This window comes from Pauljensenia sp. 20925_1_27, from assembly GCF_041432835.1.
Taxonomy (GTDB): Bacteria; Actinomycetota; Actinomycetes; order Actinomycetales; family Actinomycetaceae; genus Pauljensenia.
This window is the reverse complement of sequence record NZ_JAPWAH010000023.1, coordinates 1-26,395: the sequence shown is the minus strand read 5'-3', so window position 1 is coordinate 26,395 and position 26,395 is coordinate 1. Positions and strand designations below refer to the sequence as shown.

General features: G+C 65.5%; 25 protein-coding genes, 2 tRNA genes and 1 other RNA gene. 18 read left to right on the top strand and 10 right to left on the bottom strand.

The genetic code is table 11. The features are described 5' to 3' along the window. Positions 1 to 428: 428 nt before the first annotated feature. Both O3684_RS09355 and ffs read right to left on the bottom strand, forming a co-directional pair. Positions 429 to 501: transfer RNA gene (locus O3684_RS09355), tRNA-Arg, on the bottom strand. A 118-nt stretch (positions 502 to 619) separates the two neighbouring features. Next, an RNA gene (gene ffs, locus O3684_RS09350) (signal recognition particle sRNA small type) lies at positions 620 to 715 on the bottom strand. A gap of 212 nt (positions 716 to 927) precedes the next feature. On the opposite strand from ffs, the gene O3684_RS09345 reads away from it, so the two are divergent. Next, a complete protein-coding gene (locus O3684_RS09345; RefSeq protein WP_500066559.1) occupies positions 928 to 1,491 on the top strand; it encodes a YbaK/EbsC family protein in 564 nt (187 codons plus the stop codon). A 66-nt stretch (positions 1,492 to 1,557) separates the two neighbouring features. On the opposite strand, the gene O3684_RS09340 is transcribed toward O3684_RS09345, so the two are convergent. The 3 genes from O3684_RS09340 to O3684_RS09330 form a co-directional block, all read right to left on the bottom strand. After that, positions 1,558 to 2,256, bottom strand: coding sequence for a hypothetical protein (locus tag O3684_RS09340; protein ID WP_500066557.1), 699 nt, complete (start codon positions 2,254 to 2,256; stop codon positions 1,558 to 1,560). A gap of 204 nt (positions 2,257 to 2,460) precedes the next feature. Further along, positions 2,461 to 2,548, bottom strand: a tRNA-Ser gene (locus O3684_RS09335). A gap of 257 nt (positions 2,549 to 2,805) precedes the next feature. After that, on the bottom strand, positions 2,806 to 3,243 hold the full coding sequence (locus O3684_RS09330; protein ID WP_500066555.1) for a hypothetical protein: 438 nt from the start codon (positions 3,241 to 3,243) through the stop codon (positions 2,806 to 2,808). 159 nt (positions 3,244 to 3,402) lie between these two features. Here O3684_RS09330 and O3684_RS09325 point away from each other — a divergent pair, with 159 nt between their 5' ends. Continuing rightward, complete coding sequence (locus tag O3684_RS09325; protein ID WP_500066553.1) at positions 3,403 to 4,776, top strand: uracil-xanthine permease family protein; 1,374 nt, start codon at positions 3,403 to 3,405, stop codon at positions 4,774 to 4,776. A 255-nt stretch (positions 4,777 to 5,031) separates the two neighbouring features. On the opposite strand, the gene O3684_RS09320 is transcribed toward O3684_RS09325, so the two are convergent. Further along, the gene (locus O3684_RS09320) at positions 5,032 to 5,736 is read right to left on the bottom strand and encodes an ion transporter (protein WP_500063205.1); all 705 of its coding nucleotides are present in this window, start codon (positions 5,734 to 5,736) and stop codon (positions 5,032 to 5,034) included. Positions 5,737 to 6,050: 314 nt separating this feature from the next. Here O3684_RS09320 and O3684_RS09315 point away from each other — a divergent pair, with 314 nt between their 5' ends. The 15 genes from O3684_RS09315 to O3684_RS09245 all read left to right on the top strand — a co-directional run bounded on the left by O3684_RS09315 (position 6,051) and on the right by O3684_RS09245 (position 20,627). Continuing rightward, a complete protein-coding gene (locus O3684_RS09315; protein ID WP_500066551.1) occupies positions 6,051 to 6,440 on the top strand; it encodes a MarR family winged helix-turn-helix transcriptional regulator in 390 nt (129 codons plus the stop codon). After that, positions 6,437 to 7,264 (top strand): ABC transporter ATP-binding protein, encoded by an 828-nt coding sequence (locus O3684_RS09310; RefSeq protein WP_500066550.1) that lies wholly within the window; start codon positions 6,437 to 6,439, stop codon positions 7,262 to 7,264. Before O3684_RS09315 ends, O3684_RS09310 begins: the two co-directional genes overlap by 4 nt. Continuing rightward, positions 7,261 to 7,899, top strand: a complete 639-nt coding sequence (locus O3684_RS09305; RefSeq protein ID WP_500066547.1) for an ABC transporter permease — start codon at positions 7,261 to 7,263, stop codon at positions 7,897 to 7,899. The genes O3684_RS09310 and O3684_RS09305 overlap by 4 nt, the downstream gene beginning before the upstream one ends. Next, entirely contained in the window at positions 7,896 to 8,591 is a 696-nt protein-coding gene (locus O3684_RS09300; protein WP_500066545.1) for an ABC transporter permease, read from the top strand. The genes O3684_RS09305 and O3684_RS09300 overlap by 4 nt, the downstream gene beginning before the upstream one ends. Continuing rightward, entirely contained in the window at positions 8,588 to 9,505 is a 918-nt protein-coding gene (locus O3684_RS09295; RefSeq protein ID WP_500066543.1) for an ABC transporter substrate-binding protein, read from the top strand. Before O3684_RS09300 ends, O3684_RS09295 begins: the two co-directional genes overlap by 4 nt. 257 nt (positions 9,506 to 9,762) lie before the next feature. Further along, positions 9,763 to 11,367: a peptide ABC transporter substrate-binding protein gene (locus O3684_RS09290; RefSeq protein WP_500066541.1), complete on the top strand. Its 1,605-nt coding sequence runs from the start codon at positions 9,763 to 9,765 to the stop codon at positions 11,365 to 11,367. Between the two features lie 301 nt (positions 11,368 to 11,668). Further along, positions 11,669 to 12,595 carry an ABC transporter permease gene (locus O3684_RS09285; RefSeq protein ID WP_500066540.1) on the top strand — a complete coding sequence of 309 codons (927 nt, stop codon included), beginning with the start codon at positions 11,669 to 11,671 and terminating at the stop codon, positions 12,593 to 12,595. Continuing rightward, positions 12,588 to 13,556 carry an ABC transporter permease gene (locus O3684_RS09280; protein ID WP_500066538.1) on the top strand — a complete coding sequence of 323 codons (969 nt, stop codon included), beginning with the start codon at positions 12,588 to 12,590 and terminating at the stop codon, positions 13,554 to 13,556. Before O3684_RS09285 ends, O3684_RS09280 begins: the two co-directional genes overlap by 8 nt. Then, on the top strand, positions 13,553 to 15,466 hold the full coding sequence (locus tag O3684_RS09275) for a dipeptide ABC transporter ATP-binding protein (RefSeq protein WP_500066536.1): 1,914 nt from the start codon (positions 13,553 to 13,555) through the stop codon (positions 15,464 to 15,466). Before O3684_RS09280 ends, O3684_RS09275 begins: the two co-directional genes overlap by 4 nt. A 948-nt stretch (positions 15,467 to 16,414) precedes the next feature. Beyond that, positions 16,415 to 17,137, top strand: coding sequence for an ABC transporter ATP-binding protein (locus O3684_RS09270; RefSeq protein WP_500066534.1), 723 nt, complete (start codon positions 16,415 to 16,417; stop codon positions 17,135 to 17,137). A 102-nt stretch (positions 17,138 to 17,239) separates the two neighbouring features. After that, complete coding sequence (locus tag O3684_RS09265; protein ID WP_500066532.1) at positions 17,240 to 18,028, top strand: ABC transporter permease; 789 nt, start codon at positions 17,240 to 17,242, stop codon at positions 18,026 to 18,028. A 9-nt stretch (positions 18,029 to 18,037) separates the two neighbouring features. Then, positions 18,038 to 19,141 (top strand): sensor histidine kinase, encoded by a 1,104-nt coding sequence (locus O3684_RS09260; RefSeq protein ID WP_500063293.1) that lies wholly within the window; start codon positions 18,038 to 18,040, stop codon positions 19,139 to 19,141. Positions 19,142 to 19,325: 184 nt separating this feature from the next. Further along, a complete protein-coding gene (locus O3684_RS09255) occupies positions 19,326 to 19,967 on the top strand; it encodes a response regulator transcription factor (protein WP_500066530.1) in 642 nt (213 codons plus the stop codon). Between the two features lie 68 nt (positions 19,968 to 20,035). Continuing rightward, the gene (locus tag O3684_RS09250; RefSeq protein WP_500063295.1) at positions 20,036 to 20,239 is read left to right on the top strand and encodes a type II toxin-antitoxin system VapB family antitoxin; all 204 of its coding nucleotides are present in this window, start codon (positions 20,036 to 20,038) and stop codon (positions 20,237 to 20,239) included. Positions 20,240 to 20,243: 4 nt separating this feature from the next. Then, a complete protein-coding gene (locus O3684_RS09245; RefSeq protein WP_500066560.1) occupies positions 20,244 to 20,627 on the top strand; it encodes a type II toxin-antitoxin system death-on-curing family toxin in 384 nt (127 codons plus the stop codon). Here O3684_RS09245 and O3684_RS09240 read toward each other — a convergent pair. The 4 genes from O3684_RS09240 to O3684_RS09225 form a co-directional block, all read right to left on the bottom strand. Beyond that, entirely contained in the window at positions 20,614 to 21,468 is an 855-nt protein-coding gene (locus O3684_RS09240) for a VanZ family protein (RefSeq protein ID WP_500066529.1), read from the bottom strand. The two genes, O3684_RS09245 and O3684_RS09240, sit on opposite strands and share 14 nt — an antisense overlap. Positions 21,469 to 21,642: 174 nt before the next feature. Next, complete coding sequence (locus O3684_RS09235; RefSeq protein WP_500066528.1) at positions 21,643 to 22,380, bottom strand: HNH endonuclease family protein; 738 nt, start codon at positions 22,378 to 22,380, stop codon at positions 21,643 to 21,645. Between the two features lie 117 nt (positions 22,381 to 22,497). Further along, a complete protein-coding gene (locus tag O3684_RS09230; RefSeq protein WP_500066526.1) occupies positions 22,498 to 24,000 on the bottom strand; it encodes an amino acid permease in 1,503 nt (500 codons plus the stop codon). 9 nt (positions 24,001 to 24,009) lie between these two features. Next, complete coding sequence (locus O3684_RS09225; RefSeq protein WP_500066524.1) at positions 24,010 to 24,708, bottom strand: trimeric intracellular cation channel family protein; 699 nt, start codon at positions 24,706 to 24,708, stop codon at positions 24,010 to 24,012. 118 nt (positions 24,709 to 24,826) lie between these two features. Between O3684_RS09225 and O3684_RS09220 the strand changes: the two genes are divergently transcribed. After that, positions 24,827 to 25,924, top strand: coding sequence for a PfkB family carbohydrate kinase (locus O3684_RS09220; protein WP_500066522.1), 1,098 nt, complete (start codon positions 24,827 to 24,829; stop codon positions 25,922 to 25,924). Positions 25,925 to 26,395: the final 471 nt, after the last annotated feature.

Below are 26,395 nucleotides of genomic sequence, written 5' to 3'. Positions count from 1 at the left end.
TCATTGGGCAGCCACACACGGGGCACGATGCAGTATTCACAGGAACGAGGCAAACACAACCAACTAAAATCGTGACTTTCCCGCGCAACAAAGCCGAAAAGTCACCCCTCCAGCAACACGATTTGTCCATCCTCATAGTTGGTCCCAACCAACTAAAACACCGACTTTCCCGCACCGCCAAGCCGAAAAGTCACCCTTCCAGCAACACGTAGTGTCCTATAACCCGAAAAGTCACCATAAAACCAACACGTTTTGTCCTATAACCCAAAAATTACCCCTCCAGCAACACGTAGTGTCCTATAACCCCTATAACCCCGGTCCTCGCCGCAAACGCGTGGACACCACGGGCATGAAAAAAGCACTCCCGAAGGAGTGCTTTTTAAAAATGCAGAACCCCCACCGGTGGATCGCACCGAGGGGGGCCGCTGCGCGCCCGAAGGGACTCGAACCCCCAACCTTCTGAACCGTAATCAGATGCTCTATCCATTGAGCTACGGGCGCTTTGCCGTTTGGCTGGGTATAAGCTTACACGCTCTTCATCAGGATGCAAAATCAAGAGTCATGACCTGAACCACACTGAAGGAGCACGTGCTTCAGCCGACCAAGATCGAGCAGCATATACAAAGATCCTCCGCGCACCCGGCAGCGCACCCTTATCCTTGCTGCATTCCTGCCCTGGGGAGGTTCGGATGATACCGTCACGCGGAGGACCGGCCCCCAGCATACACGTTTTCACCCGGCGCGCGCAGCTGCGGCGACCATGCCGCGGAACACCGCGGGCACGAAACACTACGGGCACGAAACACCGCGGGCACGAAACACCGCAGACCCCGAACACCGCGGGCACGGACGCACACCCGGCCGTCACGCAGGCTTACCCATCGGCCACACCAGACACTCCGATGCCGACAGGCCTACCCTGACACCATGAGCGACATCATCATTCCCGGCATCGGCTCGCTGGAGCCCGCACCCGCACTGGACAATCTGAATCTGCTCGCGCCGCCGGTCGCGGCCGCTCTCACCGCACTGGCCGAGCACGGGGTGGCCACGGCCTCGTCGGCCCTCGTCGTCGCGATCGACCCTGAGCTGGCGGACACGGAGGTCATGACGCGCGAGTTCGGCATGGATCTGGCGCTGTCGTCGAACTGCATCCTGGTGGCGGGCAAGCGCGCGGGCGAGGAGCGGATCGCGGCGTGCGTCGTGCGCGCGACGACGAACGCTGACGTCAATCACGTGGTGAAGAAACGCCTCGACGTGCGCAAGGCGAGCTTCTGGCCGCAGGATCGCGCGGTCGAGGCATCGGGCATGGAGTACGGCGGCATCACGCCGGTGGGCGTGCCCGGCTCGTGGCGTCTCCTCATCGATTCGGCGTGCGCGGTCGGCTGGAGCTGCATCGGCTCGGGCCTACGCTGCTCGAAGCTGTTCGTGACGGGCGAGGTCCTCGCCGCGCTCCCGGGAGCGGAGATCGTCGAGGGACTCGGAGTCTAAGGGGACGAGGCCGGGGCTCAGCCAGGCAGTCACCACGCGAGAATGAACTCGCCTGCCGCGGGTTCATCAGCTATAGTCACGCTGGTCCAAGCTAGCTTCATAGCAGGCACGATCCAGGTTCGTATTCCAAACATTAACCGAGCCTGTTGGACGAAGCGAGCCACCAGCGAAACGCCCTTGTTCTTTAGCATCGCGATCGAACCATGAGGCGGTCTCTATCTTGGCAACCCGGGGATCCTCCGCCCGCATCTCAAGCAATGTATCTAATACTGGAACCAGATCCGTATCGCGCGAGGCAAGTATAACTACGTCGACTTCATCACAAAGCGCCTGACGCAAACAGGTAAGGGCTACAAGGACATCAATTCCTTTTTCTTGTCCCTTACCCACAGCAATCTTCCGACCGTTAACATCTGTGGCTTCCCTGCCATCCGCCGTCCTCTGGAAGGTATATTTCAGGTCACGCAACTCGATAGTGGCACCATCCCTGCGCCACTGTTCAGCCTGAGCCGAGCAACGACGGTTCTGCTCCCAATCGTAGTGGGAATGCGGAAGCCCTCGGAAGGCTATAGTTTCACGAAGAACAACTTCTGGGTAGCCCGCACGCTGGCGGGCGTTACGCTCGCGCACGACAGTTTGCGCAAAAAGCTGAGGATGAATGAGGGACTCATGCCTATCCCCTCCCCTATTGAAGATGTCATAGGCAGTCAAATGGACGTTCTGGTAGTCGATAACAACCACGGCAGACAACGGTGTCTTCGCCATAATGGACCTCCGATGAAGAAAAATCCCCACCAACCCCGTTAGGGGCGATGGGGAGCAACACGGTTATTGAAACACATTCCCCTCGCGCCTGTCAACAAGTTAAGCTTCATCACAGATAAGAGCAGGCAAGCCCCTCCTGAAGAAATCCCTTTCTCTTGCAAACACAAAGAAAACCCCGGAACCTGGGCAGGTTCCGGGGTCCGGTGGCGGAGGATGGGGGATTCGAACCCCCGAGGGCTTGCACCCAACACGCTTTCCAAGCGTGCGCCATAGGCCACTAGGCGAATCCTCCGTGCACATCGTGCCGGACAATCATAAGCGAAAAAAGCCTCTCAGCGCCAATCCTGGCCAATGGACCAGATCACAGGCCCGGAATCCCACGAAAAACCGCGCGCCCAGGCAAGCAGGCAAGCACACACCCACACCTTCCTCGGATCACCCCGGCAATTCAGTGGCATCGAAACCGCGGGCGCGCGCCAGCTCGACCACCGCCTGCCTGGCTGCACCCGCGAAGGCCGACCCCCACAGGCAGCCCCGGCCTCGTGCGAATCAGAAGAGCCCGAGCACGTAGATGGAGAGGCCAATGAAGACGAGGATGCCGTCGTAGACGAGGGCGGCGATGGCCTCGCGTGAGCCGATGCGCTCGGGGAGGGACTGCGCCTGGACCAGAGCGATGACCGCGAGAACGATGCTGATGACGAGGGTGAAGCCGAAGAACCCGAAGACGCCGAACCAGAGGGCGATTTTCGCCATGGGGTTCGTGATGGGCTTGGGGGAGGTGTAGCCGCCGTCGGCGAAGACCTCCCGGATGTTGACGTATTCCGTGCCTGGGAATCTGTCGTACGAGACCGGGACGCTCTGGCGGGCGACGCTCTCGGGCGCATAGCCGTAGCGGTCGCCGGCGATGTTCGTCGGCGAGGCAGTGTCCGGGTTCGCCCAGGGCACGCTGGAGACTGTGGGGGCGAGGTTCGGGGACGGCTGGCTCATGTGCTCCACTATTCCATAACAGCAGGGGCGTGCACCACACTTTGGCCGCTCGTGGGGTTTAGGCGTGGCGAAACCTGCGGATACAGGGGCAAACGCGCTACCCTGTTATTCCGACCGGTACGGCCATCCTGCCCATCAACTGATCGGATTTGTACGCTTATGAGCGAAACGAAGACCTCGCTGTTCCGTTGGAAGCTTCACGGTAACGGCACGTCCATTAATCCCGGTGACGTCGTCCTCCCGGGTGAGCGACTGTCGTGGCCGCGCACTATTGGCATTGGCACCCAGCACGTGGTCGCAATGTTTGGTGCGACGTTCCTTGTTCCGTTGTTGACGGGTTTCCCTCCGTCGACAACGCTTTTTTTCACCGCGATCGGCACTCTGCTGTTCTTCCTGATCACGGCGGGCCGTCTGCCCTCGTACCTGGGTTCCTCGTTCGCCCTGATCGCCCCGATCACCGCCGTGTCGAGCACTCTCGGGTCTTCGTACGCGCTCGGCGGCATCATTGCGACGGGTGCGACGCTGGCTACGGTTGGTTTGATCGTTCACTTCGCGGGCGTTCGCTGGATTGACGCGGTCATGCCGCCCGTGGTGACGGGTGCGATTGTGGCTCTCATCGGCCTGAACCTGGCACCCGCCGCGTGGAACTGGGTGAAGGAAGGCCCGATCACTGCCGTTGTGACGATCGTGTCGATCTGCCTCGTGACGGTGCTCTTCAAGGGCATCCTGGGCCGCCTGTCGATCCTGATCGGCGTGCTGATCGGCTACGTGGCCGCGATCCTTCAGGGTCAGGTCGACTTTTCGACCGTGAGCAAGGCCGCTTGGATCGGCTTCCCCGAGTTCCAGGCTCCTAGCTTTTCCCCCTCGACCCTGGGCCTGTTCCTGCCGGTCGTGTTCATCCTGGTCGCGGAGAACGTCGGCCACGTGAAGTCTGTGTCCGCGATGACGGGCGAGAACATGGACGACCTGACGGGCCGCGCGCTCATGGCGGATGGCCTGTCCACGATGCTGGCCGGCAGCGGCGGCGGTTCGGGTACGACGACCTACGCGGAGAACATCGGCGTCATGGCGGCGACCCGCGTGTACTCGACGGCCGCGTACTTAATCGCGGCTGGTGTTGCCCTGGTTCTGTCGATGCTACCGAAGTTCGGCGCGCTGATTGCGACGATTCCTCCGGGCGTCCTCGGCGGTGCGGGCACGGTCCTGTACGGCATGATCGGCATGCTGGGCGTGCGTATTTGGGTGCAGAACCGCGTGGATTTCTCCAACCCGGTGAACCTGAACACCGCTGCGGTCGCGTTGATCGTCGCGATTGCGAACTTCACGTGGAAGATCGGCGACATGTCCTTCGAGGGCATCGCGCTGGGTACCGCCTCGGCTCTGCTGATCTACCACGGCATGCGCCTGATTTCGAAGCTACGCGGCACGAACCTGGAGGCTGCGACGCCCGCGTCCGCGCCGTCGGGTTCGGAGTTGGAAGGCGAGGCGTATTCGAAGCGCCACCGCTCTCCCGCGCCGCAGGCTGACGCCTGATCTGACGCTTTCATTCACGAGGCCGGGGCTCGGCCACTCGCTCACCGCGCGGTGAGAGGTGGGTTGGGCCCCGGCCTCGTTTATCCTCCCAATTCCGCACGTAATTCCCCAGCGACGCCGAGAACCCGATCAGCACGAACCGCGGAATTTCAACGCTTGTGAGCCCACCTATAAAGTGACCACCTGAGAATTACGTGCGACTTTTGGGTGAGCGGAGGCCACACGAATCGACCCCGCAATAAAAGTCCCTACACATCAGTCGCTAGCACCTCCGTCTCCGCGCAGCTCGTCGAGCATGCCCGCCGTGATGATGCCCGAGGGCAGGGCGACGACGGCGACGCCCATGAGCGAGGAGATCATGGCGATCGTGCGCCCCACGTCGGAGGAGGGGTAGAGGTCGCCGTAGCCGACGGTCGTGAGGGAGACGACCGCCCAGTACACGGCGTCAAAGAACGTGTTGAAGGTGTCCGGCTCGACGTTGAAGATCACGAGAGCGCTCACGAGAATGTACGCGATCGCCAGGCAGAGGACGGCGAGCAACGCTTCCCGTTGCTTCTCGAACACGGCGGCGATCGCAGAGGCGCTCTTCGAGTAGCGGATGAGCTTGAATGCACGTAGCGCACGGAACAGACGCAGGACTCGCAGCGTACGCAGCGCGTCATTGAGGGCGTTGAAGACAGGCAGGATCGACAGCAAGTCGATGATCGCCATGGGGGTGAAGGGATAGATCAGGAACGACAACGCGCCCTTGCCGATCTTCAGATCCGCTGTCGCCCATCGGGCCAGGTAGTCGACGATGAAGACGAGGACGCACGCATACTCGATTGTTTCGAGGATGGGGCTGGATCCTTTGAAGCACAGGGGCAGGAGGCTCGCGACGATGAGGATGGTCATGACGCGCCCGTACCACATTGCCGCTCTCCCATCGCCATTGAGCAGGGAGTAGAGACGGTTCCGCATCCGCGTCGTCCTTCCTCGATACGCACGTGCCACTCCGCTATGCGCGCCGCCACGCATCCGCCGAGGCTCGAAGCGAGAACACGATCACGCCTCTCGCCTCTACAACGCACTGTAGCACTGGGCTTGGGCGGCTTGGCAGGACCGGCGCACAGCCAGATTCCCTCTGACACTCACGACTCAGACGTGCACATATGTCATCCGTCGGCGCACAAATTTCCGCTGACAAAAACCATACGTGTTAATTGTTTATGTGTAAGGTAGTGGACATGGCAACATGTGCACCCTCGCTATTCACAGCGCTAATTCACACGGAAATGCACGCCTGGAACGCGGTCGAATCCGCCCTCTCCGAGGCGGGAAACGCGCTAACACTCGGCCGCTTCCTCGTCCTGCGCACGGTCCGCGACACCCCCGCGTGCCGCATCCAGGAGGTCGCCGCGAGCCAGGGCATCACCCTGGGAGCGGCCTCGCGCCTCGTGGATCGCCTCCACCGAGACGGGCTCCTGCACCGCACCCCATGCGAGCACGACCGGCGCGCAATAATCCTGACGGTGACGGAAGAGGGCCTGGCACACCTTGAGAAGGCCTGCATGATCGTCGAGACGGAGCAGGAACGCCTCTTCGCGCCACTGTCCACAGCCCAGCGCGAGGAGCTGACGCGCAGCCTCGCGCTCATCGCCGAGGCCGCGAAGGAGCGCGCATGATTCGCTTCGACCACGTCTCCAAGACGTACCCGGGCGGCACGCGAGCCGTCGACGACTTTTCCCTCACCGTCGAGCAGGGTTCCACGACCGTCTTCCTGGGCACCTCGGGCTGCGGCAAGACGACGCTCATGCGGATGGTGAACGCGATGGTCACCCCGACCTCGGGCACGGTGTTCGTGCGCGGGGAGGACGTGGCGGGCGAGGATCCGGTGCGCCTGCGCCGCTCGATCGGCTACGTCCTGCAGGAGGGCGGCCTCTTCCCCCACCGAAGCATTGCCGACAATATCGCGACGGTCCCGCGCCTGGAGGGCGCCACGAAGCAGGCCTCCCGCGAGCGCGCGCTCGAGCTCCTGGCGCTGGTGGGCCTGGATCTCGAGATGGCCGATCGCTACCCCGCTCAGCTGTCGGGTGGGCAGCGTCAGCGCGTGGGCGTGGCCCGGGCGCTGGCCAATCGCGCGGACATCCTGCTGATGGATGAGCCTTTCGGCGCCCTTGATCCGATCGTGCGCGCGGAGCTGCAGCGCGAGCTGAAGGAGATTCAGCGGGTGCTGGGCACGACAATCCTCTTCGTGACGCACGACGTGGACGAGGCGTTCACGCTGGGCGACCAGGTCGCGGTCCTCTCGACGGGCGGCCACATCGAGCAGGTGGGCACGCCCGCCGAGCTACTCTCCTCTCCCGCGTCGCCTTTCGTCGCGGAGTTCGTGGGCGCCTCGCGCGCAGCGCGCCCCGTGCACCTCGAAGGCTCGGATGGTTTGATCGTCGACGAGGCCGGAACCCCCGTGGGCACGCTCACCTCCGACGAGGCCGGGGAGCGTCCGTGACCTGGCTATCCTCGAACTGGGGGATCATCGGCTCCCTGGCTCTCTCTCACCTGTGGATCGCACTGCCAACAATCATCCTCTCGGTGCTGGCGTCCGTGCCGATCGCCCGCTGGGCTGCATTTTCGCCCCGAGGCGGCTGGGTTTTGTCTGCCCTGTCGGCGCTGTACGCGGTACCGTCGCTCCCTCTCCTGATCGTCATTCCGGTGATCGTGGGGGTGGCGCTGCGCTCGCCGATCAACATGGTGATCGTTCTGACGCTGTACGGCGTGGCGGTCCTGGTGCGCCAGGTCGCAGAGGGGTTCCGCGCGATCCCGCGCGCGACGCTACAGGCGGCAAACGCGTGCGGCTATTCCCTCTGGCGGCGTTTCGTCGAGGTGGAGCTCCCCCTCGCGACGCCCGTCATCGTCGCGGGCACGCGCGTGGTCGCCACGTCGACGGTGTCGCTCGTGACGGTGGGCGCGTTCATCGGGGTGCGCTCGCTGGGAACGCTGTTCACTGACGGTTTTCAGCGCGGCCTCGTCGCCGAGGTCGTGGCCGGCCTGGTCGCGACGGTTCTCCTCGCGCTCGTCATCGACGCACTGGTGCAGGGCATCGGCTGGGCGCTCACCCCGTGGACGAGGAGGGGGCGGGCATGAACATCCTTCTCAAAGCACTGGCATGGCTGGCGGTGCCCGCACACTGGCTGGGCGAGTCAGGAATCTTCGTGAGAGCCACCGAGCACCTGGGCCTCACCCTCCTGATCGTGGCGCTCGCCGCGCTCATCGCGCTGCCGCTGGGCACGTGGATCGGGCACACGGGCAGGGGCCGGTGGCTGGTGAGCGCGACGGGCGCGGCCCGCGCGGTTCCCACCCTCGGCGTCCTGACGCTGGCGGGCCTGTGGCTAGGTATCGGGCTGGCGGCGCCCACGCTGGCTCTCCTCGTCCTGGCGATTCCACCGCTCCTGTCGGCAACCTACTCGGGGATCGCCTCGACGCCGCGCGCGACCGTGGATGCGGCGCGAGCAATTGGCCTCACGGAACCCCAGGTCCTCGCGCAGGTTGAGGCCCCGCACGCGGCGGGCCTCGTCGCGGCGGGCGTGCGGTCGGCGACGCTCCAGGTGATCGCGACGACAACACTGGCGGCCTACACGGCGAACTACGGCCTCGGCCGTTTCCTCTACGAGGGCCTGAAGACCCGCGACTACGCGGAGATGATCGGCGGTGCGATCATCGTCGTCGCCCTCGCACTGGCGACCGACGCGCTCCTGGCGCTGGTCGCGCGACGCCTTCGGGCCCGCACCCACTCTTTTGCAGACGATGAGAACAACTCACTCAAGGAGACACTATGAAACGCACGATGATGACGATGGCCACCATCGCGGCTTCCGCCCTGGCGCTGGCCGCCTGCGGTTCCGCAGAGTCGGTCGGCGGGAACGCGAGCACCGGAAGTTCGGAGAATGGCCAGACGACGCTCGTCGTAGGGTCGCAGGACTACTACTCGAACGAGATCATCGCCGAGGCCTACGCACAGGCGCTCGAGGGCGCCGGGTTCGCAGTCGACCGCCAGATGCGGATCGGCCAGCGCGAGGTCTACATGCCCGAGCTTGAGGCCGGCTCGATCGACGTCTTCCCCGAGTACACGGGCAACCTCCTGCAGTACCTGGATCCCAATGCGACCGCACGCTCCTCCGACGAGGTGTACGACGCGCTGCGCAGCGCCCTTCCCGATGGCTTGCGCGCCCTCGAGCAGGCGGGCGCGACCGACCAGGATTCCTACGTGGTGACGACAGACTTCGCGCAAGAACACTCGCTCACCTCGATCGGCGACCTCGCGAACGCGGGCACGCTGACGCTGGGCGGCAATTCGGAGCTGCGCACGCGCCCCTACGGCCCGACCGGACTGTCCGACGTCTACGGAGTGACCGTCAACTTCACCCCGATCGAGGATTCGGGCGGCCCCCTCACGGTCAAGGCCTTGAAGGACGGCGACATCCAGCTCGCGAACATCTACTCGTCCGACCCGGCGCTCGCGGACGGAAGCCTGACGGTCCTGACGGACCCGAAGGGCTTGTTCCTGGCTTCGCACGTGGTACCCCTGGCCTCGTCGCGGGTCAGCGACGACGCGACCGCGGTCATCAACAGGGTGAGCGAGGCGTTGGACGTGCAGGATCTCATCGAGATGAACCGGGAGTCGACGGTCGAGCAGAAGTCCGCCTCGCAGATCGCCCGCGAGTGGCTGCTTTCGGAGGGCTTGCTCTCCTAAGCGATCTTCAATAGCCGAGGCCGGGGCCGGGTGCGCGTGTACCCTCAGCCCCGGCCTCGTCGCATGCCTAGTCTGTCACACCCCACACCCTTTTATGTGATACACACCATTATTTGACCTACTTTTTACGTTTGTAACCAAAATGTAATGCGCACATGATGGACATCTCTCGTGTCTTCCAGGCCTCAGGGGTTACTCTCGGACCATACCTGAGGGCACCGCCCCCAGTTCCACCCATCAACCAGGAGGAAGAATCCATGAACCTGAAGAAGGCATGGCTCGTCATCCCCGCGGCTGCCGCGCTCGCTCTGACCGCCTGCGCCGGCGGCGGCAAGACCGATTCCAATTCGTCCGGCTCCGTCGACAAGGTCGTCACGACCAACGGCTCCGAGCCCCAGAACCCGCTCCTGCCGGGTCTGACCAACGAGAATGGCGGCGGCAAGATCCTGTCCGTCCTGTTCAGCCAGCTCGTCCGCTACGACGTTGACGGCAAGGCCATCCTCGACGTCGCCGAGTCCATCGAGCCCAACGAGGACGCGTCCGAGTGGACCATCAAGCTCCACAACGACCGCAAGTTCTCCGACGGCACCCCCGTCCAGGCCCACAACTTCATCAAGGCCTGGAACCTCATCACATCGAAGCAGCAGCAGCAGGCTGCGTTCTTCACCATCTTCGAGGGCACCGACGATGAGGGCAACGGTGAGATCACCGGCCTGACCGAGGTCGACGACTACACCTTCACCGCGAAGCTGAAGAACCCCACCTCGGACTTCGTGTCGCGCCTGGGCTACGTCGCCTACGCACCGCTCCCGGACTCGACCCTCGCTGACCCCGACGCTGGCGGCCAGGCCCCCGTGGGCAACGGCCCCTACAAGATGGCCTCGGCCGACGCGTGGGAGCACAACGTCAAGTTCACCGCCGTTCCCAACGAGAACTACGTGGGTGACACCAAGGCTCAGAACGACGGCGTGACCTTCGTCTTCTACTCGAGCCTCGACGCCGCCTACCAGGACCTGTCCTCCGACTCCGTGGACGTCCTTGATGGCGTCCCGGCCTCCGTCTTCAAGACCTTCGAGTCCGAGCTGCCCGGCCGCACCGTGAACCAGCCCTACGCTGGCGTCCAGTACTTCACGATCCCGCAGTACCTGCCCCACTTCTCCGGTGAGGAAGGCCGCCTGCGCCGCGAGGCCATCTCCATGGCCGTCGATCGTGACACCATCACGAAGACCATCTTCAACGGCACCCGCACCCCCGCCAAGGACTTCACCGCTCCGACCCTTGAGGGCTACGACGCCAACATCTCCGGCAACGACGTCCTGACCTACAACCCCGACAAGGCCAAGGAACTGTGGGCGAAGGCCGACGCCATCTCCCCGTGGGACGGCACCTTCACCATCGCCTACAACTCCGACGGTGGCCACAAGGAATGGGTCGACGCGACCGCTAACTCCATCAAGAACACCCTGGGCATCGACGCTGAAGGCAACCCCTTCGCCGACTTCAAGTCCCTGCTCGACGCAGAGGACAAGGGCGAGATGACCGGCGCATTCCGTAACGGCTGGCAGGGCGACTACCCGGCGCTGTACAACTTCCTGCAGCCCCAGTTCACCACGGGTGCCGACGCCAACAAGGGTCAGTACTCCAACAGCGAGTTCGACTCCCTCGTGACGCAGGCTTCCTCCGCCACCAGCACCGCCGAGGCCGCGAAGACCCTGAACCAGGCGCAGACGATCCTGTTCCAGGACCTGCCGGCCATCCCGCTGTGGTACCCCAACGTCAGCGGCGGTTGGTCGAAGAACGTCGACAACGTCAAGTTCGACTGGAAGGGCCAGCCCGTGCTGTACCAGGTCACCAAGAAGTGATCGCACGAGGTTAACCTCTCCCGCGGGGCGGGCGGCGCAAGCCGCCCGCCCCGCGCGCATCTTCTCGACAGGCACACACACATCAACGCAGCCCAGCATCGCACTGCGCTCCCGCATTGACGCGGGACACACTTTCATCTCAAAACAGCATCACGGGGTTGATGCGGCAGACAAATACAGAGACTGATGCGCCATTTGCCCATTCTTTACCCTATGATGAGACCATAGTCGGCCTCGCCCGCGAGGCCCCGCCAGGGATCGGAACCTCCCCTCCCACGACACGAACACTAAAGGATTGTCCATGCTCCGCTACATCGGACGGCGACTCCTCCAGACCATCCCGGTCTTCTTCGGAGCCACCTTTCTGATCTTCGCGATGGTCTACCTGATGCCAGGTGACCCCGTCGCCGCACTCGGTGGCGACCGCGGTCTCTCCGAGGCCGCCGCCGCGCAGATCCGCGCCCAGTACAACCTGGACAAGCCCTTCTGGATGCAGTATCTGCTGTACCTCAAGGGAGTCTTCACACTCGACTTCGGCACCGCGTTCAACGGCCAGAAGGTCACGTCCATCATGGCGACCGCCTTCCCGACGACCGCGTGGCTCGCCGTCTACGCCCTCGCCATCGAGACCATCCTCGGCATCGGCCTCGGCGTCGTCGCAGGCATGCGCCGCGGCAAGTGGTTTGACTCCACCATCCTCGTTGTCTCCCTGCTGCTCATCTCCGTCCCCACCTTCGTGCTGGGCTTCGTCCTCCAGTACGTCCTGGGTGTTCAGCTCGCAATCCTGCCGACCACAGCCTCGGCCTCCGTCGACCTGCGGAGCCTCACCATGCCAGCCATGGTGCTCGGCGGCGTCTCCCTGGCCTACGTCATCCGACTGACCCGCCAGTCCGTCTCCGAGAACGTCTCCGCCGACTACGTGCGCACCGCGCGCGCCAAGGGCCTTTCCGGCGGCGTCGTCATGACGCGCCACATCCTGCGCAACTCCCTCATCCCCGTCGCCACGTTCATCGGCGGCGACCTCGGCGCCCTCATGGGCGGCGCGATCATCACCGAGGGTATCTTCAACATCCACGGCGTCGGCGGCACCCTGTGGAGCGCCATCATCAAGGGCGAACCCCAGACCGTCGTTTCAGTGACAACAGTGCTCGTGCTGGTCTACATCATCGCGAACCTGATCGTCGACCTCCTGTACGCCGTGCTCGACCCGAGGATCCGCTATGAGTGACCAGATTCCTTCCGCCAACATCACCCGCACCCGCGCGGGCCAGGACCACTACGTCTCCGATATCGACGAGACCGGCCTCGGTGCCGTCGACGCGGTCGCCGACGAGGGCGCCCCCTCGTCCATGTGGGGCGAGGCCTGGAAGCGCCTGCGCCACCGCCCGACCTTCTGGATCGCCGCGTTCATCATCGCGCTCGCCGCGCTCCTCGCGCTCTTCCCGTCGATCTTCACCGCGACCGACCCGAAGTTCTGCGAGCTCTCCTCGTCCCTGGCCGGCCCCTCCGCCGGACACCCCTTCGGCTTCGACAAGCAGGGTTGCGACATCTACGCCCGCGTCGTCTACGGCGCCCGCGCGTCCGTGTCCGTCGGCATCCTCACGACCATCGCGGTCGTGCTCATCGGCGGCACCGTCGGCGCACTCGCCGGCTACTTCGGCGGCTGGTTCGACGCCCTGCTCTCGCGCATCACCGACGTGTTCTTCGCGATCCCGCTGCTCCTGGCCGCCATCGTGTTCATGCAGATGTTCAAGGGCTCGCGCTCCATCTTCATGGTCGTCATCGTCCTGTCCATGTTCGGCTGGACCTCCATCGCGCGCATCACCCGCGGTTCGGTCCTGAGCGCCAAGAACGAGGAGTTCGTCACCGCGGCCCGAGCAACCGGCGCCTCCCGCGCGCGCATCCTCATGAGCCACATCATCCCGAACTCGATGGCCCCCATCATCGTGTACGCAACCGTCGCACTGGGCACCTTCATCGTGTCCGAGGCCTCCCTGTCCTTCATGGGCATCGGCCTGCCGACCTCGGTCGTCTCCTGGGGCGCTGACATCTCGTCCGCCCAGACGTCCCTGCGCACCAACCCGATGGTCCTGTTCTACCCGGGCGCGGCCCTGGCCATGACCGTCCTCAGCTTCATCATGATGGGCGACGCCGTGCGCGAAGCCCTCGACCCGAAGGCACGCAAGTGAGCGAAACGAACACCCCCCAGCTCTCCGACAAGGAGATGGAAGAGGTCGTCGAACGAGCCGTCGCCCCCAGCGCGGCCCCGGCCTCGTCCGACATCCACCCGGACGACGCGCAGCCCCTGCTCAAAATCACGGACCTGGAGGTCACCTTCACCTCCTCGACCGGCGTCGTCCCCGCCGTGCGCGGCGCGAACCTGACCATCTACCCCGGCCAGACCGTCGCCATCGTCGGCGAGTCCGGCTCCGGTAAGTCCACGACCGCCGCCGCCGTCATCGGCCTGCTGCCCGGCACCGGCAAGGTCGCGGGCGGAACCATCGAATTCGACGGCCGCGACATCACCCACCTGACCACCAAGCAGTGGGTGGAGCTGCGCGGATCCGGCATCGGCCTCGTCCCGCAGGACCCGATGAGTAACCTCAACCCCGTGCTCCGCGTGGGCACGCAGGTCAAGGAAGCCCTCGTCGCGAACAACGTCGTGCCTCGCTCCGAGGTCGGCCAGCGCGTCACCGCCCTCCTCGAGGAAGCCGGCCTGCCCGACGCGGAACGCCGCGCCAAGCAGTTCCCGCACGAGTTCTCCGGCGGTATGCGCCAGCGCGCCCTCATCGCCATCGGCATGGCCGCGCACCCCAAACTGCTGATCGCCGACGAGCCGACCTCCGCCCTGGACGTCACCGTCCAGCGCCGCATCCTCGACCACCTCGGCAAGCTGACCGCCGAGATGGGCACCGCCGTGCTGTTCATCACGCACGACCTCGGCCTCGCCGCCGAGCGCGCCGAGCAGCTCGTCGTCATGCACCGCGGCCGCATCGTCGAATCCGGTCCCGCCCTGGAGATCCTCCAGCACCCCCAGCACCCCTACACGAAGCGCCTCGTGTCCGCCGCGCCCTCCCTGGCCTCGGCGCGCATCGAGTCCGCCCACGCGCGCGGCATCTCGGTCACCGAAGAGGAGCTCACCGGCTCCGGCAAGGGCGCGACCTCCACGGACGCCATCATCCGCGCCGAGCACCTCACCAAGGAATTCGACATCCGCGGCGCCAAGAAGGGCCAAGACACCTTCCTGGCCGTCGACGACGTGTCCTTCGAGCTGCGCCGCGGCACGACCCTCGCGGTCGTCGGCGAGTCCGGCTCCGGCAAGTCCACCGCCGCGAACATGGTGCTGCAGCTCCTCAAGCCGACGGAGGGCAAGGTCTACTTCGACGGCGAGGACACCTCGCAGATGAGCGAAGGCGAGCTCTTCCGCCTGCGCCGCCGCCTCCAGGCCGTGTTCCAGAACCCCTACGGTTCGCTGGATCCCATGTTCTCGATCTACCGACTGATCGAGGAGCCCCTGAAGATCCACGGGTACGGCACCCTGGAGTACGCGCGCGCCGAAATCAAGCGCGCCGAGGCCACGGGCCGCGAGCCCGAGGAGTGGATGCGCGTCCTCGTCGAGGCCGCCGACGCGAAGCGTTCGCTGACCGCCGCCGAGAAGCGTGAGTTCAACCCGAAGAAGCTGCGCATCGCGCGCGCCTCCGAGCTGCTCGACATGGTGGCCCTGCCGCGTAGCGCCATGCGCCGCTACCCGAACGAGCTCTCCGGCGGCCAGCGCCAGCGCGTGGCCGTGGCCCGCGCCCTCGCGCTCAACCCGGAGGTCATCGTCCTGGACGAGGCCGTGTCCGCCCTGGACGTGCTGGTGCAGAACCAGATCCTGTACCTGCTCAACGACCTGCAGGCGCAGCTGGGCCTTTCCTACCTGTTCATCACGCACGACCTGGCCGTTGTCCGCCAGATCGCAGACGACGTGATCGTCATGGAGAAGGGCAAGCTTGTCGAGGCCAACTCGACGGACGAGCTGTTCAACAACCCGGTCCAGGACTACACGCGCGAGCTGATCGAGGCCGTTCCCGGCCGCAACATCCAGCTCAACCTGTGAGCAACTGACGCACGTGAGGGGCCCGAGGCGCTACGGCGCTTCGGGCCCCGTGCTGTGTGCGCTGTGTGCGCTGTGTGCGTGCCGGGCTGCTTTATGTGCCCGTGGGCGGGGCTGCTTTCGGCCCCACGGGTGTTCCGGGCGCTGCATTGCCTGTTGGTGTGTGGGCCGGGCTGCTTGTGGCCCCACGGGCCGTTCTCCCATCAATTTCGCATGCAATTCCCCTGAAAGTATTTCAGGTTTTGAAATCTGATCGTTGATATTCTGCGGTTTTTGGGCTTGTGTTGGATCGTGCCGTGGGGGAATTGCATGCGAAATTTGTCTGGGCCAGGCCCTGCCGCCGCTCATGAGCACCGCAGCCAGGCCCTCCGGTCCCTCCAGCACCCTCCACACCGGTGATGGCGGGGGTTTTGCACTACACGAAGCCCTCTTGCGGCGTGTCGCCGGCGTGTCGCACCCTCGTGTAGTGCAATTCCCCCCGATTGGTGACGGCACAGCCGCGACTTGACGGAGTTTGGCCGCCAAAGTGCAGACCAATTGGGTGAAAAACGGTGAAATAGGGCTGTTTTGGCTGAATGGGTCTGCGTTTTGGCGAAATCGGCGGATGCAAGTGCGTTGGCTGAATGATGCGGCATTGTGCGGGTGGGGTGCGTGTCGAACATGGCAGCTGGGCCCCACTACTGGCACCCGTAACCCGCTCATGCGCAGCTAAACCCCATTGGTGGCATGGTGGGCAGCCTGCCCACGCAACCACCTATCGGGTTAACGTGCGCATGAAAGGGCCCAGGCCGCCACCTATCGGGCCCACGTGTGAAGTATCGGGCCCACATGCAGACCATCAGGCCCGCGTGCGAGTTACAGCGCCCATACACACCCCCTGACATTTGTCATGGCACCACCTGCATCAAAGGACACTTCCGGCCCCTCATATACGAGCGCAGACTGGGTGCCATGAACACAGAAGCAACGCCCGCCCTTCAGGCGACGAACATCCACCAGTCTTTCGGCCACGTTGACGCGCTGCGCGGCGTCAGCCTGACCCTCATGCCCGGCGAGATCGTGGCGCTCCTCGGCGTCAACGGCGCCGGCAAGAGCACCTTCCTGGACATCGTCCTCGACCTGGCCACCCCCACGCAGGGCGACATCAGCGTCTACGGCATGAACCCGCGCGAGGCCGTGCGCCGCTCACTCGTCGGTGCCATGCTCCAGTCTGGGGCCTTGCCGCGCGACGGAAAGGTCCGCAACACGATCGACCTGGTCGCCGCCATGCACGCCAACCCGATCCCCACCGACGAGCTCCTCGAGCGCACGAACCTGACGAAGCTCGCCAAGCGCCCGCTCAACAAGCTCTCCGGCGGCGAGGTGCAGCGCGTGCGCCTCGCCCTCGCCCTGTCCGGCAACCCGGACTTCCTGATCCTCGACGAGGCCACGGCCGGCATGGACGCCCTGGCGCGGCGCGCATTCTGGGACACGATGCACGCCGAGGCCGCGGAGGGCCGCACGCTCCTCTTCGCCACGCACTACTTGACCGAGGCCCGCAAGGAGGCCGATCGCATCGTCATCATCGACGCCGGACAGGTCCTCCTGGACGCGCCGACCGAGCAGGTCGTCGCCGATAACGAGGACCTCGAAGACGTCTTCGAGCGCATCACCTCCCACGCAGACGCTGAGTGAGCGACGAACGCCCACCCCGATGAGCCGGCCCCGGCCTCGTCCCGAGGCCGACGCCGAGGCCCCCTCCCCACGAACGCAGACACGACACACGAAGAAGGAATCATGACCACCCACGCACCCGCACGAGCCACCGACCGACCGATCCCCTCCCCCTTCACGGGCGCGGGGAAGCTGTGGCGCGCGACGTTCCTGTCGCACATCCTCAACCCGTGGAACATGGCGTTTGCCCTGCTCCTGCCCCTGTTTATGTACGCGATGTTCGGGATGACCGAGGCCGCGCGCAACACGCAGACTGGGCGCGGCAACGTGGCCGCCGCGATGGTCGTCATGATGACCACGTACGGCGTCATCCTGGTGGGCGGGTCGCTCGGCGCGACGCTGTCCGTCGAGCGCACGACCGGCATCTCGCGCATGTACGCGCTGACCCCCATCCAGCCGTGGGTGATCCTCCTCGTGCGCCTCACGGCCCTGGTGGCGCTGAGCGCGTTCATCGCGCTCATCTGCTTCAGCGTTGGTCTGGCCACCGGCTCGCAGATGACGGCGGGCGCGTGGGCGGCCAGCGCCGCGGTGGTCATCGCGCTGTCGGCCCTGGGCGCGCTCATCGGCCTGGCCTGCGGCTACACGATTAAGGGCGAGAACGCCTACAGCGCCTCGGCGTTCGTCATGGTGTTCGGCGCGTTCGTGTCCGGCATGTTCATCCCGCTGGAGCAGATGCCGCCCTTCGTCTCCCACGTCGCGCCCTTCACGCCCCTGTACGGCGCCGTCCAGGCGATCTACGCGGTCGCCGGTACCGTCCCGATGCCGACGGCGGCGTGGCTCAACATCGTCGGGTGGGTAGTTATCACGGCGGGCATCGCCTGGTGGGGCGCGTCCCACGACACGGCTCGCTAGGCTGGTGTCATGAAGGAGCGCTTGATCTCCCTGGCGTGGGCGGCCCCGTGGATGCTGTTCATGGGGTTCCCCCTCGCCTACGCCTTGCGGCTGCCGGATCCTGCCCAGCGCGCGGGTCTCATCGGGTTGTGCGCCCTCGTCGCGGTCGTGAATTCGGCGACGTGGCTGGCCAATCCCCTACCCGCGCGCAACTCCTTCACGAGGCCGTTCATCCTCTCCCACGCGACGTTGGCGGCGGCGACGGTCGCCTACCTCGTGTACGCGGTGTCCGTCGACACCCCTCACGCGTTCATGCTGACGTCGTATCTGCTGGTCGCGTGGGTGTTTCAGGCGCCGGGCAGGTTCATTGCCGCGGGCCTCGTGCCGGTGACCGCTATCGCGGGGGTGGCGGCCTACGCGCAGGGTGAGCCCCTGTGGATGGGCTGGTACCTGGTGTTGCTGTGTGTCTTCGTGGGGGTGGCGCGCTGGCGCATGGAGCGTTCGGCCCGCGAGCACCTGCGCCGCCAGGACGCGATCCAGCGCGCGAAGGCCGCCGAGCGTGCGCGCCTAAGCACAGATCTGCACGACATCCTCGGGCACTCGCTGACGGGGATCACGATGATATCCGAGCTGGCGGGTCGCCTCCTGGATGCGGGTCGCGTGGAGGAGGCGCGCGAGCAGCTGCGCGCGGTCACCGCCCAGTCGAACGAGGCCTTGGCTGACGTTCGCCGCATCGTCGCGGCCACGCGGGCCTTGTCCCCGGGAGAGGAGCTCGAGGAGGCGCGGTCGCTTCTGGAGGTCGCGCGCATCGACGCCGAGATCACGAATGAGGGAGAGCCGCCGTCGGGGCCTCGTTCAGCAGCCGCCGCCCACGTGATCCGCGAGGGCGTCACGAACGCGATCCTGCACGCGCGCCCATCGTGGGTGCGGGTCCGCCTGTCCCCCGATGGCGTGACGGTCACGAACGACGGCTATACGGCCTCCTACGCCGCGTCGAGCGCGGGATCCGGGTCGGGGCTCGCTGGCCTGTCCGAGCTGGTCGGCGACGAGGGCACGCTCACCTGGGGCGCGTCGGGTTCCACGTGGACACTCGCACTGTCCTTCGATGCGGAAGCCGACACCCGCTCGTCCTGATTGTCCGGGGCCGCGTCCCTCATCGACGAGGCCATGGCCCCTTCTCGGTTCCCGCGCGGTCCCCGATCTCGCGCGATTCCCGGGTGGGCGAGCCTGCCTCGTCCTGAGGGGTGGCGACCACAAGGAACGATCCCCTCACCTGCGCTAGCCTGGTACCCCAAGCGCAGACAGACAGGAGGGTGGCGTGACGATTCGGGTACTCGTGGCTGACGACCAGGCGATGATTCGCGGGGCGTTGGCTGGGTTGCTGGACCTGGAGCGCGATATTGAGGTCGTCGCGCAGGCCGCGGACGGCGCGCAGGCACTCGATGAGCTGGCGCGCCTGGCATCAGCGGACACCCCTGCCCACGCGAGTGCCCCCGTCGACGTCGCCATCATCGACGTCGAGATGCCCCGCATGGATGGCATCACGGCCACCCAGGCGATTCGTTCCCGTTTCCCGGGCGTGCGCGTGCTCATCGTGACGACGTTCGGGCGCCCGGGTTACCTGCAACGCGCACTCGACGCGGGGGCGACGGGCTTCATGGTGAAGGACGCGCCGGTCGAAACCCTGGCCGACGGCGTGCGCACGGTAGCGGCGGGTGGCCGCGCGATTGATCAGAGCCTGGCTCTTGAGGCACTGTCGGCTGGGTCCTCGCCGCTGACGGAGCGCGAGGCCGACGTCTTGCGCGAGGTCGAGGGCGGCGGCACCATCGCGGACATCGCCCGTTCGCTGGGACTCAGCCAGGGGACGGTGCGCAACCACGTGTCCTCGTCGATGCTGAAGATGGACGCGCGCACCCGCGCCGAGGCCGCGTCCCTGGCGCGTGCGGCCGGCTGGCTGTAGGCAGGCCGCCGGCTGGCTGCAGGAGGGGCACCACCACAAGAGTGGTATCAGAGTGATACCATACTGATATGGCTATGACACTCCGACTCGACGAGGAACACGCACGCAAGCTCGACGAGCTCGCCCAGCGCGCCGGTACGTCCAAACACGATGCAGTGCTGCGCGCCATCGACGAGGAGTTCAACCGCATGACCCACCGTCAGCGTGTCACCGACGCGCTCAACCACACCGTTGAGCGCTGGGGGGACGCGCTTGAGCGACTCGGGCAGTAACGCCATGCCGTGCGAGTTTCTCTCGCTTGAGGACCTCCTGGACATCGTATCCGCGCTAAAAATCGGTCCTGTCCGGGATCTCGGCCTCCTCAATGCGGCAGCACTGCGCCCCCAAACAACGCTGATGGGCCAGGACGCCTACCCGTCCACCGCCGCCAAGGCCGCAGCCCTGCTCGAATCGCTCACGAAAAACCACGCGCTCATTGACGGAAACAAGCGCCTTGGATGGGCCGCTTGTTCTGTTTTCCTGTCTCTCAATGCACTGCCGATCCGGGACACGGTTTCCAACGATGACGTATACGAGCTTGTTATCGCCGTCGCTTCCTCTCAGATAACGATGGAGCAAGTCTGCGCGACGCTCTCGGAATGGACGGCTACGCGCCCATGAAGCGCGAGTTGCGCGCCATGAAAGGCAGCAGGCGCACGCCCGCGTAGGTACCCAGCGTGTTCATGATGACGTCGTCGATGTCGACGACCCGGTAGGTGCAGGGCACGACGCCGAACAGGCCCGTGTACTGGGTCAGCTCGATGAGGCAGGAGAGTGCGCAGCCGATCACCACCCACGCAATCACGCGGCGGTGCGGGATCGAGCGCGCCAAGCGGGACCCGTCGGCGGGCACACCATCCGGCGCGCGGCGCATACGCCGAATACGCCACGTGGTCTCCGCGAGCGCGCCAAAGGGCACGAACAAGGCGATGTTGAGCAGGATCGACAGGCCATACAGGGCCCCGCGCAGGTTCTCGCCGTCACGGAACTGCTCGGCGACCGCCGCGAAGGAACCGAAGGGCACGTAGTTGTCCCAGTGGATGATCGCCGCGCATGCGGCCACCGGGTCGGAAGGCAGCGGCAGCAGCGTGAAAATCAGCAGGCCGGCGACGTACAGGAACCAGGCGAGCGGAAGGGCGCGCGGGAGCCTCCACATCGACGAGGCAGGGGCCACGATCACGGGAATCTCCGCCGTCATCGGGGTGTCGGGGTTCTCCTCGCGCGGCAGGAGGGCACCCGTCCGCTTCGAGCGCCGGTAGATGAGCGGGAGCGCCCGCACGACGGTCAGATGTGCGCGACCGCCCCGCCCGGATGCCCGAGTTTCCTCCGAGGAAGCGTCACCGGCTGAGGAGGGACGAGCGGAATCCCTGCGACGGCCATGCAGCCACCACAGCGCGCACATGATCGCGCAGACGGCGGCGTAAAGTCCCAGATCAAGCGCCCAGTTGATTGCCGTGTACATGTCACCCCTCCCCTTGAAGGGAAGATTACCGGCGTTATCGGGCAATGTTCCGCACGTGCGCCCAGTTCCACACGAGATGGACACATTGTGAGAAAACGGCTGGGAATCATCTGGAATGTGTTGGTCAGAATTGCGCGCTGCACTTGTGAAGCACGCAGGGCCCCTCCCCTCTCCTTACTCTGAACAGATTGACAGCTGCTCAGCCATCGCATCCTGCTCATCGCGGGTCACGCTCAGCCCGTATGCGCTCTTGACGGCGATCTGCCGCTTCACGTAGTCGCATCGGAAGGCCCTATTCGGTGGCAGCCACTGGTCCGCGGAGGACGCAGACTTGTCCTCGTTGGCCGCCCCGTCCACCGCGAGCAGGTTCTGCGGATCGTTAGCGAACTCCAGACGCCGCTGCGCGTCCCACCGCCACGCGCCCGAACGCCACGCGTCCGCCAGCGCGACGACGTGGTCGATCTGCACGAGGGACGAGGTCTTCTCTCCCTTCTGGAACTCAATCGTGGCCCCCGTGTAGGGCTCGGCGAGCGTGCCCGACAGGACCACACAGTCGCGCGTGCCCGGCTTGAAGGTGGGGCGCGCCAAGTCGCGGGCAAGAATGTCGTTGCGAGTGTCGCAGCCGTTATGGTCGGTATCCGCCCACCGCTGCCCGAAGGCCTCGCGGTCGTACGCCGGCGCGGAAGGATCGTCGACCGACTCTCGAACCGTGAGCTCGCGGAGCTGACGGGCTGCCTCGCTATCCGGCAGGGAGGACAGCGCCTGCCCGCTGCGCAGCGGAGGCCACCCCAGGCGCGAGCGCAGGCCCAGCAGGTCCCACCCCACTCCGGGCGCGAACGCCCACACGAGGGCAGCGAGAATCGCCAGCAGGACAACCGTGTCCCCGAGGCTCCTGCGCCGCCTGCGTGCCATGCGCCCGATCCCTTCTCTCACACCCACACAATGAGGGCACCCCGACCAACCCGAGGTGCCCTCATGATGCACCCACCCGCCGGCATCTGCGTCCCGGCGGGCGGCGCCTGTGGATAACTAGGCTTTGGTGCGCGCGCCCAGCAGCTGGCGCACGAAGTAGACGGCCACGATGATGAGCGTCAGCGCGCCCATGGAGACCAGCTGAGCCCGGCCCTCGTCGCTCATGAGCATGAGGACACCGATCCCACCCAAGCCAACGAGCACCAGCCACGGCAGCCACGGCCACCCGGGCATACGAATCACGAGAGAGACTGAGCGCTCCAGCGACGGATGCAGGCGCATCAGCGAAATGATGATGAACGTCCACACGATCAGCAGGACCATGCCGATCGCGTTGATGAGCATCGTCAGAATCTCACCGGGCAGGTACCAGTTGCCCAGGACCGCCAGCAGCGCCAGAACCACGACGAGGCCGACCGCGCGCTTCGGCGTCCGCCCCGCCTCGATGTCGCCCTCCATCTCGGAGGCCAGGACGGCCTCATCGTCCTCGAGGGCGGCCGCGACAACCGAGCGCGCGTGAGCCTCGTTGGACGCCGAAGCACCCAGCAGCCAGCGCGGACCCATATCGCGCGCCGACAGCGAGTAGGCCATGCGCGAGGAGGCGTAGATATTCGCGGAGAACGCCGAGATCAGCGCCATGAAGATAATGACGTTCATGAGCGTGCCAACCGCAGGGATCCCAGCCATCTCGAGGACGGCTGCGAAAGCGTTCGTCTTCATCGAATCGCTGTCCCACGGCAGCAGCGCGATCAGCAGGATGACCGAGCCGACATAGAACACGAGGATACGGGTGACAACCGAACGGATCGCGCTGCTCATCGCTGCGCGCGGGTCCTCGGCTTCGGCTGCGGCGATCGTCACGATCTCCAGGCCGCCGAAAGACGTGATGACGGCCAGGAGCGCGACCGCGATGCCCGACAGGCCATTGGGCATAAACCCGTTATGTCCCGAGATGTTCTGCCACACTCCCTCGTGGCCGGGCAGGGGGCCGACGATCACCGTGCGCGCGACCAGGTACACGCCCACGCATAGGAACGCAATGATCGCGACGATCTTCACCATCGACAGCCAGGCCTCGATCTCGCCATACTGACCGGCGGCCAGCAGATTAATGCCGCCAATAACGACGACAATAACGAGGGCCACCACCCACTGCGGGACCGCCGGGAACCAGCCGACGAAGAACGTCGCCGCGCCCGTCACCTCCAGGCCCGACACCATGATGAGCATGACCCAATACAGCCACCCGATCGTGAAGCCTGCCCAGCGGCCGATCCCGGCCTCGGCGTATGAAGAAAAAGAACCCGTCGTCGGCAGGGACGAGGCCAACTCCGCGAGGGCCAGCATGACCGAGACGACGATGAATGCGGCCACCGTATAGGACACGATGACGGCGGGTCCGGCCTGGTGGATCGCGGAACCCGTGCCCAGGAAGAAGCCAGCACCAATCGCGAGGCCCAGGGCCATCATGGACAGGTGCCACGTCTTGAAACGCTTACGTCCCGAGGCGGGTGCCGACTCGGCGGGAGTAGAAGAAAGGGGTGTTGATTGGGAAGTCACACCGCCATACTAACGCCTGCCCCGACGCAGAGCCTTCAACTGAGAGTATGTGAGAGTGATGGTCCACTCGCGGGTCTGCGGGAGCCTCCAGCGGCGCCAGTGCGCCATCCCCGTAAAGACGAGGCCGACGATGATCGAAGCCCCCATGCCGAGGACCGGCTGGCCCATGTACCAGAACACGACCGTCACCAGCGAGCACGCGAACGCCGGGGTCGCGTAGAGGTTGTTGCCGCCGAAGACGCGCGGGACCAGGCCCGCCGAGATATCCCGGACCATGCCGCCACCGATCGCCGTCATGATGCCCAGCAGGATCGCCGGCATGATCGCAAACCCCGCATCGAGGGTCTTGATCGCGCCCGTCGCGCTCCAACAGCCCAACACCATGCCATCGGCAATGACGAGGAGGACCGACCACGCGCGCGAATCCATGCGGAAAGCCATCGCCACGAGCGCACCGACGATCGCGAACCACAGGTAGTAGGGGTCGGTGATGGCCACGGGCGCGCCGGTGCGCGTGGACAGGAGCAGGTCGCGAATCATGCCGCCCGCGAGCGCCGTCATGATCGCGAGAATACAAAAACCAACAGCATCGAAGTTGCGTTCTCGGGCGACCTTGCCGCCGAGGATGCCATTGAGGAGCACGCCCATGAGGTCAATGGCTCGGAAGACCTCGGGCAGGGAGTTATTCAGGGCGTCGAGCAGGTGCATTGCGATCCGGAGGAGTCGATGAGCGTCGTTGTTCACTATGTTACAGGGTGCGCGCGCCTGTCAGCGAGCGCCGCGACCGCGCTTCCTGACGCTGCCCACCGGGTGCGACAATGTCCCCATGACTGCACTCTTCGCCGGACTCACGACCCTGGACGTCCTGCATCGCCTCGACCACGTGCCGGACCCTCTCCTCAAGGTCACGTCGACGGACTTCACGATGGCCGCCGGCGGCCCCGCGACGAACGCAGCGGTCACGTACGCGGCGCTGAACACCGCCTCGCGCGTTCTCTCTGATTCTGATGACGAGGCCGGGGCCACCTCTTACACTGCGGCTGCCTCCGGGGAGGCACCGATGCTGTTGACAGCCCTCGGCGAAGGCCCAGTGTCGGCCTTCCTCGCCGCCGACCTGGCGGCCGCAGGCGTGCGCGTGCTGGACGCGACGGCACTTGCTGCCCCGTCGACTGAATCTACTGAGGCCGACGATCACCCGGCCACACCCGAGCAGCGCGACGCAACCCCCGCCTCGTCCCCCGCCTCGTCCCCCGCGGGGCGAGAGCCCGCCGTATCCTCGATCATCGAGCACCCGAGCGGACGCATGGTGGCGTCCACGAACGCGCGGCTTGACGCGGATGCGGGGCGCGTCGCGGCCCACCTGCCCGAGCGCGTCGGCGCGGTCCTCATCGACGGGCACAACCCGGCGCTCGCGTACGCGGCCCTCACCCTGGGCGTGCCCAAGGTCGACGGGGAGGACCCGTTCGCCCAGCTCGAGGCGCGCCCACCCCACCCGCGCATCCTGGACGGCGGATCGTGGAAGGACTGGCTCACTCCCCTGCTGGGCTTCGTGGACATCGCTGTCGTTTCGGAGGATTTCGCGCCGCCGCTGATGGCGCGCCCGGATGGGGCGCAGGTCGCCGAGTTCCTGCGAGGCTTCGGCATCACGCGCACTGTGCGCACGCGCGGGGATCGCTCCGTGCAGTACTGGTGGGACGGCACGAGCGGCGAGGTTCCCGTTGAAGCCGTCCCGGAGGCATCAACGCTGGGGGCGGGCGATGCCTTCCACGGGGCTTTCACGTGGGCGATCGAGCGAGGCGGGGACTCGGATCCGGAGGGCCTCATCCGCTTCGCATCGGCCGTGGCCGCGGTGTCGGTGTCTTCCTTCGGCACCAGGCAGTGGCTAGCTTCCCCTTCTCTCCTGGAGCTGGTGCGCGGCTGGTAGGTTGCGGGGCTGGTTGTCAGCCAGGTTGCGGGGGTGCTGGGCACCCCAGGCAGGCCCCGGTACAAAACTCTCCCCGCATGCCCGAAATAGCCCTTTTCGGCGCGTTTTACCAGAGCAGGGAGAACTTTTTCACGCTCGGGCTGCAAACAGACCACGCAGGGCGACCTTTGTACCGCATTCGGAGCCTGTGCCGGTACAAAACTCTCCCCGCTCGCAGCCTTGGCAGACCCACCCGGTACAAAACTCTCCCCGCATGCCCGAAATAGCCCTTTTCGGCGCGTTTTACCCGAGCAGGGAGAACTTTGTACCGCATTCGGAGCCTGTGCCGGGACAAAACTCTCCCGGCATACGGGCCTCACGCGCTCAACCGGTACAAAACTCTCCCCGCTCGCCCGAAATAGCCCTTTTCGGCGCGTTTTACCAGAGCAGGGAGAACTTTTTCACGCTCGGGCTGCAAACAGACCACGCAAG